The 15388-nt window shown below is 67.6% G+C and carries 13 protein-coding genes and 1 riboswitch; of the genes, 6 read left to right on the plus strand and 7 right to left on the minus strand.

What is annotated here, in order from left to right:
• Positions 1–339 precede the first annotated feature (339 nt).
• Positions 340–2850, minus strand: coding sequence for a S9 family peptidase (locus TX83_RS09715; RefSeq protein ID WP_186442570.1), 2511 nt, complete (start codon positions 2848–2850; stop codon positions 340–342).
• Positions 2851–3142: 292 nt separating this feature from the next.
• A riboswitch (S-adenosyl-L-homocysteine riboswitch) is annotated at positions 3143–3220 on the plus strand.
• Between the two features lie 72 nt (positions 3221–3292).
• Between TX83_RS09715 and ahcY the strand changes: the two genes are divergently transcribed.
• Positions 3293–4738, plus strand: a complete 1446-nt coding sequence (gene ahcY / locus TX83_RS09720; protein ID WP_064747742.1) for an adenosylhomocysteinase — start codon at positions 3293–3295, stop codon at positions 4736–4738.
• A gap of 295 nt (positions 4739–5033) precedes the next feature.
• Positions 5034–5420 carry a DUF1801 domain-containing protein gene (locus TX83_RS09725; RefSeq protein WP_064747743.1) on the plus strand — a complete coding sequence of 129 codons (387 nt, stop codon included), beginning with the start codon at positions 5034–5036 and terminating at the stop codon, positions 5418–5420.
• A 294-nt stretch (positions 5421–5714) separates the two neighbouring features.
• Here TX83_RS09725 and TX83_RS22730 read toward each other — a convergent pair whose 3' ends face one another.
• From TX83_RS22730 to TX83_RS09745, 4 genes are all read right to left on the minus strand, one after another.
• The gene (locus TX83_RS22730) at positions 5715–6197 is read right to left on the minus strand and encodes a hypothetical protein (protein WP_141233450.1); all 483 of its coding nucleotides are present in this window, start codon (positions 6195–6197) and stop codon (positions 5715–5717) included.
• A gap of 283 nt (positions 6198–6480) precedes the next feature.
• A complete protein-coding gene (locus TX83_RS09735; RefSeq protein WP_064747746.1) occupies positions 6481–6867 on the minus strand; it encodes a hypothetical protein in 387 nt (128 codons plus the stop codon).
• A 218-nt stretch (positions 6868–7085) separates the two neighbouring features.
• Complete coding sequence (locus tag TX83_RS09740) at positions 7086–7457, minus strand: XVIPCD domain-containing protein (protein ID WP_064747748.1); 372 nt, start codon at positions 7455–7457, stop codon at positions 7086–7088.
• Between the two features lie 328 nt (positions 7458–7785).
• Positions 7786–8490 (minus strand): GNAT family N-acetyltransferase, encoded by a 705-nt coding sequence (locus TX83_RS09745; RefSeq protein WP_064747750.1) that lies wholly within the window; start codon positions 8488–8490, stop codon positions 7786–7788.
• Positions 8491–8694: 204 nt separating this feature from the next.
• Between TX83_RS09745 and metF the strand changes: the two genes are divergently transcribed.
• The 4 genes from metF to TX83_RS09765 all read left to right on the plus strand — a co-directional run bounded on the left by metF (position 8695) and on the right by TX83_RS09765 (position 12990).
• Positions 8695–9519 (plus strand): methylenetetrahydrofolate reductase [NAD(P)H], encoded by an 825-nt coding sequence (metF, locus tag TX83_RS09750; RefSeq protein ID WP_064747752.1) that lies wholly within the window; start codon positions 8695–8697, stop codon positions 9517–9519.
• 263 nt (positions 9520–9782) lie between these two features.
• Positions 9783–11054 carry a M12 family metallo-peptidase gene (locus TX83_RS09755; protein ID WP_064747754.1) on the plus strand — a complete coding sequence of 424 codons (1272 nt, stop codon included), beginning with the start codon at positions 9783–9785 and terminating at the stop codon, positions 11052–11054.
• A gap of 148 nt (positions 11055–11202) precedes the next feature.
• On the plus strand, positions 11203–11955 hold the full coding sequence (locus tag TX83_RS09760) for a DUF4124 domain-containing protein (RefSeq protein WP_064747756.1): 753 nt from the start codon (positions 11203–11205) through the stop codon (positions 11953–11955).
• 120 nt (positions 11956–12075) lie between these two features.
• Complete coding sequence (locus TX83_RS09765) at positions 12076–12990, plus strand: branched-chain amino acid transaminase (protein WP_064747758.1); 915 nt, start codon at positions 12076–12078, stop codon at positions 12988–12990.
• Between the two features lie 167 nt (positions 12991–13157).
• Here TX83_RS09765 and TX83_RS09770 read toward each other — a convergent pair whose 3' ends face one another.
• Together TX83_RS09770 and TX83_RS09775 are read right to left on the minus strand one after the other, a co-directional pair.
• Positions 13158–14495 (minus strand): sensor histidine kinase, encoded by a 1338-nt coding sequence (locus TX83_RS09770; protein WP_064747759.1) that lies wholly within the window; start codon positions 14493–14495, stop codon positions 13158–13160.
• Between the two features lie 4 nt (positions 14496–14499).
• Entirely contained in the window at positions 14500–15180 is a 681-nt protein-coding gene (locus TX83_RS09775; protein ID WP_064747760.1) for a response regulator transcription factor, read from the minus strand.
• Positions 15181–15388: the final 208 nt, after the last annotated feature.

A 15388-nucleotide genomic window follows, 5' to 3' on the forward strand; every position in this document is an offset into this window, starting at 1 on the left:
TGCTCCCCCGCCTCAGCCGCGCGTTGTGCGCGGACCGCGCTTCGGCGCCGATCGCGGCGTCGGGACAAGAACGCGCGCATCCGCGCCAAACCCGTGCCGCACCCGGCGCGATCGACGCGATTGAGCCGACGCGAATGGCCCGCACGGCACGGCGCGGATTGGCGCTTGCGCCACCATCTCCACTCCGTTTTTCGCGGACGGCATCGCCGCGCGACGGCAGACCGGACCCTGTGCCGGGCGCGCGAAAAAAACGGAGCGCCTGGCGCTCCGTTTCTTCACACCGCTCGTTCGGCCTCGGCCGTGCGGCATGCTCCGCACGGCGTCGCGACGAGTCGACGCCTATTTCGACGCCGCCGGCTGGGCCACCGCCGACTTGCCCGGGTCGCCGGCCTTGCCGCCCTGCGCCTTGGCGTTCTTGACGTACAGCTCCAGCCAGCGGTTGGTCTCGGCCAGCATGTGCAGGATCGACTCGCGGGCGCGGTAGCCGTGACTCTCGTTCGGCAGCATGACCAGCCGCGCCTTGCCGCCCAGGCCCTTCATCGCCGCGAACAGGCGTTCGCTCTGGATCGGGAAGGTGCCGGAGTTGTTGTCCTGCTCGCCGTGGATCAGCAGCAACGGGTCCTTGATCTTGTCGGCGTAGTTGAACGGCGACATCGCCTGATAGGTCGACTGCGCCTGCCAGTAGTTGCGCTCCTCGGCCTGGAAACCGAACGGGGTCAGGGTGCGGTTGTAGGCGCCGCTGCGGGCGATGCCGGCCTTGAACAGGCGGGTATGCGCGAGCAGGTTGGCGGTCATGAACGCGCCATAGGAATGGCCGCTGACCGCAATCCGCTCGCGGTCGGCGACGCCGCGACGCACCACCTCGTCGACCGCCGCTTCGGCGCTGGCGGTGAGCTGCTCGATGTAGGTGTCGTTGGGCTCGCGCTCGCCCTCCCCGACGATCGGCATCGAAGGATCGTCGAGCACCGCATACCCCATCGCCAGGTACGGCAGCGGTCCCCAGAAGCTGACCAGGTTGAAGCGGTACGGCGAACCGGTGACCTGACTGGCGGCCGCGGCCGACTTGAACTCGCCCGGATAGGCGTACATCAGCATCGGCAACGGACCGTCGCGCTTGGGGTCGTAGCCCGGCGGCAGATAGAGGTTGGCGGTCAGCTCGACCCCGTCCTTGCGCTTGTAGCGGATCTGCTCCTTCTTGATGTCCTTCAGCTGCGGGGTCGGGTGCGGGAAGCGGGTCAGCGGCGCCGGCGCGGCATCGGCGCGCGACAGCTCGCGCAGGAACAGATTGGCCGGCTCGGTCGGCGACTCGCGCAGGGTCAGCAGTCGCTGTCCGGCATCGTCGAGCAGCGCGTACGGCGCTTCGTAATGCGGCGCCTGCGAGTGGAACAGCCGGGTCTTGGCCTTGCCGGCCAGCTCGTAACGGTCGAGGAAGGGACGGTCGCCTTCCGGCGATGCGCCCTCGCCGGCCAGGAACAGGCTGCCGCCGTCGGCGGACACCTGCAGGCGCTCGCGACCGGCGGCGTCGCGCTGCATCAAGGGGTCGCCCGGGTCGTTGTAGCGGTCTTCGCTGAGGCCGCTGTACAGCAGTTCCGGCTCGCGCCCGCCCTCGTCGGGAGCCACGCGCCAGCGCTTGGTCTGGCGGGTCTTCCACCAGAACTCGTCGATCAGCGCCAGATCGCCGCGGCCCCAGCGCGCGCGTGCGAAGCGCGACTGCAGGCGCATCAAGGTTTGCGGCGGAGCGTCGAACGGCGCGGCCTGGGTCAGCACCGCATCGCGGATCTCGGCCGCGCGGTTGGGGTCGCCGCCGTCCTGGGCCTCGGCCCAGACCAGGGTCGCCGGCGCGTCGCTGCGCCAGTCGACGTTGCGCACGCCGGTGGGCACGGCGTCGTTGCCGGTCGGCAGGCCGTCGATCAACGGCAGGCGCGCCACTTCGTGTTCGAACTTGCCGTCCGCGCCCAGCACCTCGATGCGCTGCGGGAACATGCTTGCCGGCACCTGGTAGGAGAACGGCCGCTCGATCTTGGTGACCAGCAGGTGCTTGCCGTCCGGCGAGGGCCGCGCGCCGGTGTACAGCGCCGGCGCCCCGAGCCGCGCGGCCGCACCGGTCAGATCGACCATCGCCAGTTGCGAACGCAGGTAGTACTCGAACTGGCGCGCATCGCTTTCGTTGCGCAGCAGGTCCTGGAAGGTGCGGATCTGGCGCACGGTCGCGCTGGCTTCGGTTTCCTGCACCGCCGGGCCGGCCGGTACCGCATCGCCGGCCGGCGCTTCGCCCTCGCCTTCCGCACGCAATTGCACCAGCAGGCGGCGACTGTCGGGCATCCAGGCGTAGCCGCGTCCTGCGACCGTGTTGAGTCCTGCCGCGATCCGGTGCGCACGGCGCGCGTCGACGTCGACCAACCACAGTTCGTTGGCGCCGCTGCCGGCGTCGACGCGGTTGAACGCGAGCCAGCGCTGGTCCGGCGACCATTCCAGCGTCGCCAGCGACAGCGGCGACGGCAGGCCTTCGATCTTGTGCGGCTTGCCGCCCTCGATCCGCAGCAGGCTCAGATCGCTGCCGAAGCTGAAGCGGCTCTGCGCGCGCACGCGCGGGTGCAGGCGCAGGCCGGCGAGCTTGAGCTCGGTCTGCGCCACCACCTCGATCCCCGGCAGCGAGGGCGTCTGCACCACCGCCATCCAGTCGCGGCGCGGGCTCAAGCTCAACTGCGGCGGACGCGGCGCATCGACGATGGCCTGCAGCGGCTTGGGCGGCAGTTGGTAGCCGGCGGCGGTCGCGGTCTGCGCCGCTGCGCTCAGCGGCAGTACCAGCAGCAAGGCCGACAGCAGCAAAGTCCGCGGCAGGCGGAGCATGGAGGGACGTCGGTCGCAACGTCGCGCAAGAGGTCTCATCGGCGAAAGGCTCCCTGAATGAAAGTGCGTAGGAGCCCTGGCCGTCGTTGCCGACGGCCGCCTGCATGCTGCTAGCGCGCGCTCCCTCGCCCCCAGCTTAGCCGCCGTGGACCGCGGCGGGCCTATGCCATTCGGTCTGGTTCGCGCCCGTCACCGCGGGGCGCGCCACGGCCGCCGTCGTCCCGTACGCGTTCAGACTCACGCCACGCTGCGATGCGGAGCTCGGGGAGGCCGCGATATAATGGTCGCTCAGCCCGCCGAGGGGCGCTGCGACCGTGAACGTCCACGGCCAGGCTCGGCGAGGCCTCGGTCCCAACGGCGCCCGGTTTGAGCACCGCCGCAACCCGCGGTGGCTCGCCGGACCCGGCATCCGCCGGCTCCCCAAAGAACTGGAGCACCCTCAATGAACGCAGTACCGAAGACCTTCTCGACCGAAGGCGACTACAAGGTCGCCGACATCTCCCTGGCCGACTGGGGCCGCAAGGAGCTGGACATCGCCGAGCACGAAATGCCGGGCCTGATGTCGATCCGCAAGAAGTACGCCGCCGCGCAATCGCTCAAGGGCGTGCGCGTAACCGGCTCCCTGCACATGACCATCCAGACCGCGGTCCTGATCGAGACCCTGCGCGACCTCGGCGCCGACGTGCGCTGGGCCTCGTGCAACATCTTCTCGACCCAGGACCACGCCGCCGCGGCGATCGCCGCCAGCGGCACCCCGGTGTTCGCCTGGAAGGGCGAGACCCTGGAGGAATACTGGGACTGCACCCTGGCCGCGCTGACCTTCCCGGGCAACGGCACCGACAAGTACCTCGGCCCGGAATTGGTGGTCGACGACGGCGGCGACGTGACCCTGCTGATCCACAAGGGCTATGAGCTCGAGAACGGCGACACCTGGGTCGACACGCCGTCGGGCAACCACGAAGAACAGGTGATCAAGAACCTGCTCAAGCGCGTCCATGCCGAGCGCCCGGGCTTCTGGCACACCGTCGTGCGCGACTGGAAGGGCGTCTCGGAAGAGACCACCACCGGCGTGCACCGCCTGTACCAGCTGGCCGAAGCCGGCAAGCTGCTGGTCCCGGCGATCAACGTCAACGACTCGGTCACCAAGTCCAAGTTCGACAACCTGTACGGCTGCCGCGAATCGCTGGCCGACGGCCTCAAGCGCGCGATGGACGTGATGCTGGCCGGCAAGGTCGCGGTGGTGTGCGGCTACGGCGACGTCGGCAAGGGCTCGGCCCACTCGCTGCGCGCCTACGGCGCCCGCGTCGTGGTCACCGAGATCGACCCGATCAACGCCCTGCAGGCGGCGATGGAAGGCTTCGAGGTCAACACCGTCGAGAGCACCCTCGGCCGCGGCGATATCTACGTCACCACCACCGGCAACAAGGACGTGCTGACCCTGGCCCACATGCAGGGCATGAAGGATCAGGCCATCGTCTGCAACATCGGCCACTTCGACAACGAAATCCAGGTCGACGCGCTCAACGCCTCCGGCGCCAAGCGCCTGAACATCAAGCCGCAGGTCGACAAGTACACCTTCGCCAACGGCAACAGCATCTTCCTGCTGGCCGAAGGCCGCCTGGTCAACCTCGGCTGCGCCACCGGCCACCCGAGCTTCGTGATGTCGAACTCGTTCTCGAACCAGACCCTGGCCCAGATCGACCTGTGGGCGAACAAGGATACCTACGAGCCGAAGGTCTACATCCTGCCGAAGAAGCTCGACGAGGAAGTCGCGCGCCTGCACCTGGAAAAGATCGGCGTGAAGCTGACCAAACTGACCGACGAGCAGGCCGCCTACCTCGGCGTGTCGGTGGAAGGTCCGTACAAGCCGGATCATTACCGTTACTGATCGACGCCGCCTGCGGGCGGTTGCTGCAGACGAAAACGGGCGCCTTCGGGCGCCCGTTTTCTTTGCGCCGCAAAGCAACCGCCGCCCCCTACTTCAGGAAAAAGCAGCAGCCAGCAAGCGGGCATGCTGTGCAGTAGCGAAAGCTTCGCGGCAGGAATGACGCAAACCGCGGCCCCGCATCCGCGCGCGAGACGCCCGCCACGAAGGCGTGCATCCCCCGCCTCCGCCTTGATCGGCCCGATCCCGGCGCCCAGAATCGACCTGCCCGCTCCGGGCATCGCCGGCGAGGCTGCTCATGAAGAAGTCCGTTCCTGCCGCCTCCCCCGACGCCTACGTCGCCGCGCTGGACGGCTGGCACCGCCCCCTGGTCGAAAGCCTACGCCGCGCCACCCTGGCCGCCGGCACGCTCGACGAGCGGATCAAATGGGGTCACCTGGTCTATTTCAGCAACGGCCCCGTGCTGCTGATCCGCGCCGAAGAAAAACGCGTGCTGTTCGGCTTCTGGCGCGGCAAACGCCTGGTCGAGCTGGAACCGCGGCTCAAGCCCAGCGGCAAGTACGAACTGGCGACGATGGTGCTGCGGGAAGGCGACAAGATCGCACCGGCGCAGGTCAAGAAGTTGGTCAAGGCGGCGATCGAACTCAATCGCAGCGTCGGCGACCCGACTGCGGCGTCGGACTGAAAATCGGCCGCTCGAACGCTCCGGCGCCCTTGCACCCGACACCTGGCATCCAGCGGCGACTGGCTCGTTTTCTGCGCCGGAAAACCAGCCACTCAACCGCGTAGAAAACCGCGCCAACGAGCAAAAACAACCGGGAACCAGTCCCGGAATCCGTAAAACGCCGAGCAAAATGTCGCGACAATCGCAACCATGATCAGCAGATGAAAATACAATCGCCACTTCCGGCTTCTCATCGATTCGTTGTTTCCGCAATGAGGACTCTGGGACAGGAGCGCGCCTGAGCGCCCATCCATATCAGCGCATGGTCCGCAGCCAGCGACGCAACTCCTGGCGAAGCTGGACCCGCTCCGAGCAGAACGGATCACCCGCATCGACACGCCGCAGCGCCGACCGCCATTGTGCGATACGCTCGCCGCCCAAACGCGAAAACAGCGCAGCCAGCTCCAAAGCGAATTGCACCTCGTACTCGCGCTCCCACACGTCCAACGCCAAGCTGGCATGTCCTTGTTCGCGCTGCAGATGAATGCCGTACAGATTGTCCAGATAGGCCTGCATATGCGGCAGTAGCCGGTGCGGATTGAGGATGTCCGGGCATGCGCACGATGCGTTTCGACGCTGCTGGACATTGAGTAGGCGACCGAAATCGCAAGTGTCGGACCGAAAGACTTCCTCCGAACAACCGCCTGCAAGCCCCACGCGGACGCTCATCAGGCGCCGGGAGTCTACTTCGATGAGAGCAAAATGGACGATGCGTTCGCCACAGATCAAATGGGACACAAGTCGGGCCGAAGTCGACGGCAAGCCTGAGCATGATGCTTGCCATGATAACCCGGAACCGCCGAAAGCCCGGCTCTACACAGCGAGGCCGTCTCGTGGCCGCCCGTACTCGCGCAGCCTGCCGCAGTCCGGAGCCGCTACGTCCGAAACAGCTCGACGATATCCGGGGGCCGGGAACGGCGCCCGGTAGCGCGCCGGAGGAGTATGCAACCGCAGGCAAAATGCATGCCCTCGGCCGATCGTATCTGATGTCATCCCTCCCTTCGGAGAGACGGCGCTCGACTTATAGTTGATACGCATAATCGACATCCAGATCGCCGCACAACGTCGCCAAAAGGCCGATCAACTCCCTGGAGAGATACAGCCCAGGAATTTCTTCATCGCTCAGGTGCTCGATGGCGACCACGGCGGATATCGGCATCGGGCTGAGTGAAAGCTGTCGAATCCCGACATCGAACGCCGTCAACAATCCGAGCAGCTTTTCTTCGGGCCGACCATCCGAGACCTCAATCTCATCGCTCGTCCAGTAGGAGACCGGCGACTCGATCGGCGGCCCCTCCTTGAATCTGAACGCTCGCACCCTGCCTCCTACCCAAGGAGAGATGAGCGCCCCGAACTCGTGCAGATCGAACTTCGACTCGACGATGCGGAGGTAGACACGGCACTTCATTGGCTGATTTTTATTTCTAGTGGTCGAACTGAAGCCACGGCTTGAGCTCTAGGCCGATTCAAAACCGACGGCGATGGCCTTGCCGGAAGGCGACAAGATCACGTCGGCACGGTTCAAGCAGCGGATCAAGGCCTTGGTCGAACTCCATCGCAGTATAGGCCACTCACCCCGGAGTCCAGACGACGCGACTGGACCCACGCACTCGCGGATCCACCCGCTCACCCCAGGCTCGGCCCGCTGCGCTGCTGGCTCTGCGCGAGCGAGCGTTCGCGCTCCTGTTCTTGTGCAATGGCCTGGTTGGCAGTGGCCAGTTTCTGGTCGGATTGCTCGACCGGCGTTCTCAGCGCCTGCTCGGCGGACACGCAGACGCGCTTGCTGGCCGGGTCGTCCAGCCGGCCTTCGACTGCGAAGAGGTTGCCGTTATGGCCCATCGCCACATGATCCACCCGGGTCAGGGCATTAGCCGACAGCGAAACCTCCCTGCCCGGATATCTCTCGCGGTTGTCCTTGCACGCGGCCAACAGACAACGGCTGATCCGTTCGCTGCCTTCGTCGTAGGGCTTGCCAAGGCTGGCATCGATCGTGCGCATAGCGAGCGCCATTGAAGGCAAGGCTCGACGGCGCCGACGCCTGAGCGGCTTCGCGCTGCGGCTTGCGCGACTCGGCCAGTGCGGACGGCGAAACCGCCAACGCCACGACGGCGGCCAGCATCAGATGGAAGGATATGCGCGTGATCGACACTTTACTCTTCTGCCGCGACGGCGACAGGACCAGTCTGGCTAGACCGCCGACGCCTGTCCGTAGGAAAAGTCTGATTTTGCTTGGACGTTCGTCTACGAAGCACACTTGTCGATACGTCGACGTCGTCGTGCGTCTCGCACGCTTCCCGCTTGCCGATCCGTCGCGTGCAAGGCGCGCTCAGTCTGCCGCCGCGCTGCGCCGCAACGCCCAGAACGGAATATCCCGCCGCAGTTCGAACCCATTGCGCTCGTACAAACCGATCGCGCGCGGGTTCTCGCGGCTGACGTGCAGGAACGGGATGCGGCCGCGGGCGTGGTTGTCGTTGGCCAGGAACAGCAGCAGTCGGCGTGCGTAGCCCAGGCCGAGGAAGTCGGGGTGGGTGCAGATCGCGCTGAGTTCGATGTAGTCGTGGGTGCCCATGCGCTCCCCGGCCATCGCTGCGAGGCGACCTTCGCGGTAGAAGCCGAAGTAGCGGCCCAACTCCATCGTGCGCGGACGGAAGTAGTGCGGGTAGACCAGCGCCGTCAGCGCCAGCACGTCTTCGCGCTGGTCTGGGCCGAGTTCGACGATGCCGTCCGGGTCGGTTTCGCCGGCCACCGGCGCGGCGCAGACCATTTGCGCGAGATTGGCCAGATGGCGCAGCTCCCACCCCGGCGTTGCCGGCGGCGGTACGCCGAGCAGCAAGGCGGTGTCCTCGGGCGGCACCAGCGCGGCGAAGGCGCCGCTCAGCGCTTCGGCGGCATCGGCCGGTACCGAGGCGACGCCCAGGAAGGGCGCGATCTGCGCCGGGTAGCGCGCGGCCGGCTCATGGCGCTGCGCCAGATCGAGGTGGCGGCTGATCAGCGAATGCCAGATGGGGTTGTCCAGGACGTGCGCACTCATGCCGGACGGGCCGCTGGGAGGACACTCCCTCTATAGCGCAGCCGCGGCGACGCCGCAGTCGTCGCCGGACCCGCGGCCTGCGCAGCGGCATGGACGGCAGCCGCATGGTCCCGGCCGGCCCCGCCGCGCACCGGCGGGATCGATACTTTTATTTCATCGCGATAAAGAGATATTATCGACCCACCCCCACGCCCGCCTGCGCCCATGCTGCCGATCAGCTTCGAGTTCTATCCGCCCAAGACCGACGAGCAGCGCACGCAGCTGGACAAGACCGCCGCCAAGCTCAAATCCCACGCCCCGCAGTACGTGTCCTGCACCTTCGGCGCCGGCGGCTCGACCCTGAGCTACACCCCCGAGACCATCCGCCGCCTGCGCGAAGCGCATCGGCTCGATGCCGCGCCGCACCTGTCCTGCGTCGGCGGCACCCGCGCCGAAATCCGCGAACTGCTGGGGCTGTACCGCGAGCTGGGCTGCAAGCGCCTGGTCACGCTGCGCGGCGACCTGCCCTCGGGCATGGCCAGCGCCGGCGACCTGCGCTACGCCAACGAACTGGTCGAGTTCATCCGCGCCGAAACCGGCGATCACTTCCACATCGAAGTCGCCGCCTATCCGGAGACCCATCCGCAGGCGCGCGATGCGCTGTCGGATCTGGAGAACTTCAAGCGCAAGGTCCGCGCCGGCGCGAACGGCGCGATCACCCAGTACTTCTACAACCCCGACGCTTACTTCCGCTTCGTCGACGACGTACGCGCGGCGGGCATCGACATCCCGATCGTGCCGGGGATCATGCCGATCTCCAACTTCAGCCAGTTGCGCCGCTTCTCGGACCTGTGCGGCGCGGAGATTCCGCGCTGGATCGGCCAGCGCATGCAGGCCTACGGCGACGACGCGGACAGCATCCGCGAATTCGGCGCGGACGTGGTAGCGCAGCTGTGCCGCCGGCTGGTCGAGGGCGGTGCGCCCGGGCTGCACTTCTACACGCTCAACCTGGCCAAGCCGACCCAGACCGTGTTGGCGCGGATCGCCTGAAGCGTCCGGCCTTAACCGTTCAGACGAGGCGAAAAGCAAGCGCCGGCGTCGCAGTTCTATATGACCTGGCGCGGCTGCTGGCCGGTTTTGCTAAAGCAGTTCTCAACCTCTATTTGCGATCGGACAAGTTCGTTCTTGAGCCTTGCGACGACGCGGCGGCTCACTGAGCCCAGGATGCATCGCCGCGACGAGCGATGCCCTCGCGACCGCCACCGCGGCTGAGGCCGCGGCGTGCCGCGGTCCCTCAATGGAGAGAACGCACCATGTCCGCACGCCATAAGCCGCTGCCCCTCAGCGTCGCCGTCGTACTGTCCCTGGGCCTGGCCGGCGCCGCTGCCGCCGCCGAACCCGCTCCGCTGTTCGGCTCCCCCGCTTCCAGCCTGGCGCGCAGCGCCGCCAGCGACAGCGCCTACCGCGCGGCCCGGGCCGAGCGCGCCGCGGTCCGGGTCGATCTGGTCCGCGCCGACACCGCGCAGATCACCGAGACCCAGGACACCCTGCTGCTGAACCTGGCTCCGGGCGTGAGCCTGAAAGCGCATAAGCTGCAGGCCGAACGCAAGCCCGACGGCGTGGTCATCTGGCAGGGCCTGGTCGGCGATCCGAACAAGCAGCTCAAGCGCATCAACACCTTCACCGGCGCCGAACTCATCGACGACCCGGAAGAGTCGGCGATCATCGTCCGCAACGGCGACAAGATCGCCGGTACCGTGCGCAGCGGCGGCAAGCTGTACCGCATCGATCCGCTCAAGCGCGGCGGCCACACCATCAGCCTGATCGACGAATCGCGCATGCCGCCGGACCATCCGGCCTCGGGCTACAACGCCAAGCCGATCGTGCCCTTCGTCAACGACCCCAGCTTCGACGAGGCCGCCTTCAACCAGAAAGCGCCGTACACGGTGCGGGTGATGGTGGTCTACACCCAGGCCGCGGCGAACGCGGTCGGCGACACGCTGGCCAAGGCCAATCTGGCGATCACCGAGAGCAACCAGAGCTTCGCCAACAGCGCGGTCAACGTGCGCTTCCAACTCGCCGGCCAATACACCAGCAGCTACGTGACCGCCGGCTTCGATACCGACCTGAGCCGCTTCCGCGGCACCGCCGACGGCTATCTCGACAGCTACCACACCACCCGCAACAACATCGCCGCCGACGTCAACGTGCTGATCATCACCGACAATGCGTACTGCGGCCTGGGCTATCTGAACTCGAACGCCGCCGGCGCCTTCAGCGTGGTCGGCCACACCTGCATGACCGGCTATTACAGCTTCGCCCACGAGATCGGCCACAACTTCGGCGCTCACCACGATCCCAACAACGGCACCAACACCGTCTATCCCTACGGTCACGGCTACTGGGCGCCGAACAAGACCTGGCGCACCATCATGGCCTACAACTGCGGTTCGAACTGCCCGCGCCTGAAATACTGGTCGAACCCCAACATCACCTACAACGGCGTGCCGATGGGCACCGCGGCGAAGAGCAACAACGCCCGCGTGCTCAACGAGCGCGCCGCGACGGTGGCGGCGTTCCGCTGAGCCCGGACGCAGGCGGCGCCGCGCGCGCCGCCTGCCTTGGCCGGCCCGCCCACCGCGGCCGGATCCGGTGCACGGACGCCGCCCCGTCTTGTCCGGTTCCTGTACCGGCGCACTGTCCCGCGGCCGCGCGCGGCGCTAGGCTGAGCGGATGCCTTGGTTCGCCCGCTCCCGCTCCTCGCTGCCGTTGTTCGCGCTCGCCGCCGTCGCGTCCATCGCCGTCCCCTGCTACCCGGCGCCGGCCGCGGCGGAGATCCGCCGCTGCACCGACGCGCACGGCAATTCGGTCTATACCGATCGCGACTGCGCCGCCGCCGGCGGCGTCGATCGGCTGCCGCGCGGCGCCGCCGCCCAGGCGCAAAACCCGGCCCAGAACGGCGGCGGCTGCGCGCGCAACCTGCGCGATCTGGTCGGCCAGATCACCAACGCCATCGACGCCCAGGACGGCAACCGGCTGGCCGCGGTCTATCACTGGACCGGCATGTCCGACGACCAGGCCTATGCGGTGTTGCAGCGCCTGGATGCGATCGCCCATCGGCCCCTGATCGACATCGCCCCGGTGCTTCCGGCCGCACCGCCGCCGCCCGAGCCCGGCCCCTGGACCACCCTGCCGCCGGCCGCGCCGAACGCCGCCACCGCACCGCTGCCGCCGGCCGAACCGCCCTCGCCCGCGCTGGTCAGCCCCCTGGGCCGCCCCAGCGGCGCGGCGGCCACGGCCGCCGATGCAGACGCGGCGGCGCCCACCGCAACGGCCGAGACCGCCGCAGCCGCGGTCGCCGCGACCCCGCGCCGGCGCGCGCCGGTCGGCCTGCGCCTGGAGCAGACCCTGGGCAACGGCATCACGCCCTCGCGCACCGTGTTCGGCCTGACCCGCCACTTCGGCTGCTGGTGGATCAAGGGCTGAACCCTTCCCGCGGCCGATCCGGCACGCGTCCCCGCCTCACACAGACGGCCCCGTACGTTGGGCCTGCATGCGCGCGCAGGGCACAATAGGCGTTTCTCCACCCCACGACGGAAGCCGACGATGCAATACCCCGAATGGATCTGGCACAACGGCGCGATCAAGCGCTGGGCCGAAGCGACCACCCACGTCATGTCGCACGCGCTGCACTACGGCTCGTCCGTATTCGAGGGCATCCGCACCTACGACACGCCGCAGGGGCCGATCATCTTCCGCCTCAACGACCACAACCGCCGCCTGTACGCCTCGGCCAAGATCTACGACATGGCGGTGCCGTACTCGCTGGAGCAGATCAACCAGGCCTGCCATGAGGTGATCAAGGCCAACGGCCACACCACCGACTACCTGCGTCCGGTCGCCTACCGCGGCCTCGGCGGTTTCGGCCTGTCCGCCGACACCCCGACCGACGTCGCCGTGGCGACCTGGAAGATGGGCCAGTACCTCGGCCCGAGCGTGCTCGAGGAAGGCATCGACGCTTGCGTGTCGAGCTGGCAGCGCTTCGCGCCGAACACCATTCCGGCCGGCGCCAAGGCCGGCGGCAACTACCTGTCCGGCCAGTTGGTCGCGCGCGAGGCGCGCCGCCTGGGCTTCGGCGAAGGCATCGCCCTGGCCTCGACCGGGCTGCTCTCGGAAGGCGCGGGCGAGAACCTGTTCCTGGTGTTCGACGGCGCCCTGCACACCACCCCGGTCAGCGCCGCCCTGCTCAACGGCATCACCCGCAACACCATCATCACCCTCGCCCGCGACGCCGGCATCGAAGTGATCGAACGCGACCTGCCGCGCGAGTACCTGTACCTGTGCGACGAGTTGTTCATGTGCGGCACCGCCGCCGAGATCACCCCGATCCGCTCGGTCGACGGCCGCCAGGTCGGCAGCGGCCGCCGCGGCCCGGTCACCGAACGCATCCAGGACCTGTTCTTCGGCCTGTTCAACGGCAAGACGGCCGATAAGTACGGGTGGCTGGAGCCCGTCAGCTGACGCTGCCGGGCCGGGATTCGGGATTCGTAGAGCGCTTCGCCCCCTTCCGACCCTGCACGCAAGCTTCAAACAAGAACGCCCGGCTTCCATCGAAGCCGGGCGTTCTGCTTTTTAGCTCTTGCTCAACCAATCCCGAATCCCTAAATCCCAGCTCGACCAATCCCGGCTCAACCAATCCCGAATCCCAAGGTAGCCACCACCCCGCGCGTCTCGCCGGGCTTCACCCGCACGTCCCAGCCGTACAGGGCGCACAGGCGGCGCACGATCGACAGGCCGATGCCGCCGCCCTGGGAATGGCCGGCGTGGGTGCCGCGGTAGCCGCGCTCGAACAGCTTGGCCGCGTCTTCGGCGCTGAGGCCGGGGCCGGAATCGATCACTTCGACCGAGTCGGGGTACAGGCGCACCACCACTTCGCCCTCGGTGGTGTACTTGACTGCGTTGCCGATCAGGTTGCCCAGCGCCACCGCGACCGCGGCCTCCGGCGCGTCGACCACCAGCCCGCGCTCGCCTTCGATGCGCAGCGCCAGCGGCTTGCCGCCGAGCTGGGCGCGGTGGGCGTCGAGCAGTTGCTCGGACAGCTTGGCGATGTCGGTCGAGCCGTGCCCGCGCTCGTTGCGCGACAGCAGCAGCAGGGCGCTGATCAGGTCGGTGCACTGCTGCTCGGCGCGCTGGATACGCAATAGTCGGTTGCGAGTCTTGTCTTCCAGATCGGGCCGCGACAGCAGCAGCTCGACCGCGCCCTTGATCACCGCCAGCGGGGTGCGCAGCTCGTGGCTGACGTCGGCGTTGAACTCGCGGTCGCGCTGGACCACGTTGGTCAGGCGCTCGGCGTAATCGTCCAGGGCCTCGGCCAACTGGCCGACCTCGTCGTCGGGGAAATGCGCGGCCAGCGCCTCGGACTGGGCGCTGCGGCCGGACCGCTTGAGCCGGTTGGCCAGTTCCGACACCGGGCTCATGACCCGCGACGCCGCCCACCAGCCGACCAGCAGCGAGAACAGGGTGAACACCAGCACCGACAGGTAGATCGCGCGATTGAACTGGGCCTCGCCCTTGCTGGCCTGGGTCATGTCGTAGGCGAGGAAGAACCACTCGGTCGGCGTCTTGCGCACCGCGAGCTTGTACGAGAACGGGGTGCCGTCCGTGTTCTTGCCCTGGATGTTGTGAATGCCGTCGGGCAGCGCGTACCAGTCGGGCTCTTCCAGGCGCAGGTTCTCGAAGCGGTCGCTCTTGACCACCCGTCCATAGACCTGCTTGAACGGCACCGGCGGGTTGGAATCCGGCGCCAGGTAGAACTGGCGCGCGTACTCGTCGATGTTGCGGTTCATCGCGTCCTCGACCAACTGGTTCTCGACCCGAGTGCGGGTCCAGTTGGTCGCGAACGCGAACATCGCGGTCAGGCCGAAGCCCAACAGCACGAACGACAGAATGATTCGGCTGCGCAGGCGCCGCCGGAATCGCTTCTTTTTCCTTAGCCGCGAGCTCGCGGCAGGTTCTTCCGATGCCACGCGCTCAACCGTTGTCCGGGGCGGCGATGCGGTAGCCGATGCCGTGGCGGGTCTGGATCAGCGGCGTGTCGAAAGGCTTGTCGACCACCGCGCGCAGGCCGTGGATGTGCACGCGCAGGCTGTCGGAGTCGGGCAGCTCTTCGCCCCACACCCGGGTTTCCAGTTCCTGCCGGGTGACCACCGCCGGCGAGGCTTCCATCAGCGCCTGCAGGATCTTCAGCGCAGTCGGGTTGAGCTGCAGCAGTTTGCCCTGGCGCCGCACTTCCAGCGTGTCGAGGTTGTACTCCAGATCGGCCGCGGTCAGCACCCGGGTCTGCACGCCGCGGCCGCGACGCGACAGCGCGTTGAGGCGGACCTCGACCTCCTGCAGCGCGAACGGTTTGATCAGGTAATCGTCGGCGCCGGAATCGAAGCCGGCGAGCTTGTTGTCCAGGCTGTCGCGCGCGGTGAGCATCAACACCGGCGTCTGCTTGCGCGCTTCGTTGCGCAGCTTGCGGCAGACCTCCAGGCCGTCGATGCCGGGCAGGTTCAGATCCAGCACGATGGCGTCGAAATCGTGCACCACCGCCAGATGCAGCCCGGTGATGCCGTCGGCGGCGAAATCCACCGTATGCCCGCGGTCTTCGAGAAAGTCGCCGAGGTTGGCGGCGATGTCCTGATTGTCTTCGATCACAAGTATGCGCATGGGCTCGTCCCAGTGGGTTGGCGTTCGACCGTAGCCGCGCGCCCGGGTTCCGTAGGCGTCGCGCACGAGGCGGCGACGGCAAGCGAAGGATGATGCCAGAGCGTTTGTAAAATGAACGGGAAACGCTCGCCCCCCATCCCCCGGAAGTCACTCCGGCGTTCATCGCCGGTCCCGAATCCCCAGTCCGAATCGCCCATCGCGGCGCCAA

The organism is Lysobacter antibioticus HS124, assembly GCF_000336385.2.
GTDB classification, from domain to species: Bacteria; Pseudomonadota; Gammaproteobacteria; order Xanthomonadales; family Xanthomonadaceae; genus Lysobacter; species Lysobacter firmicutimachus.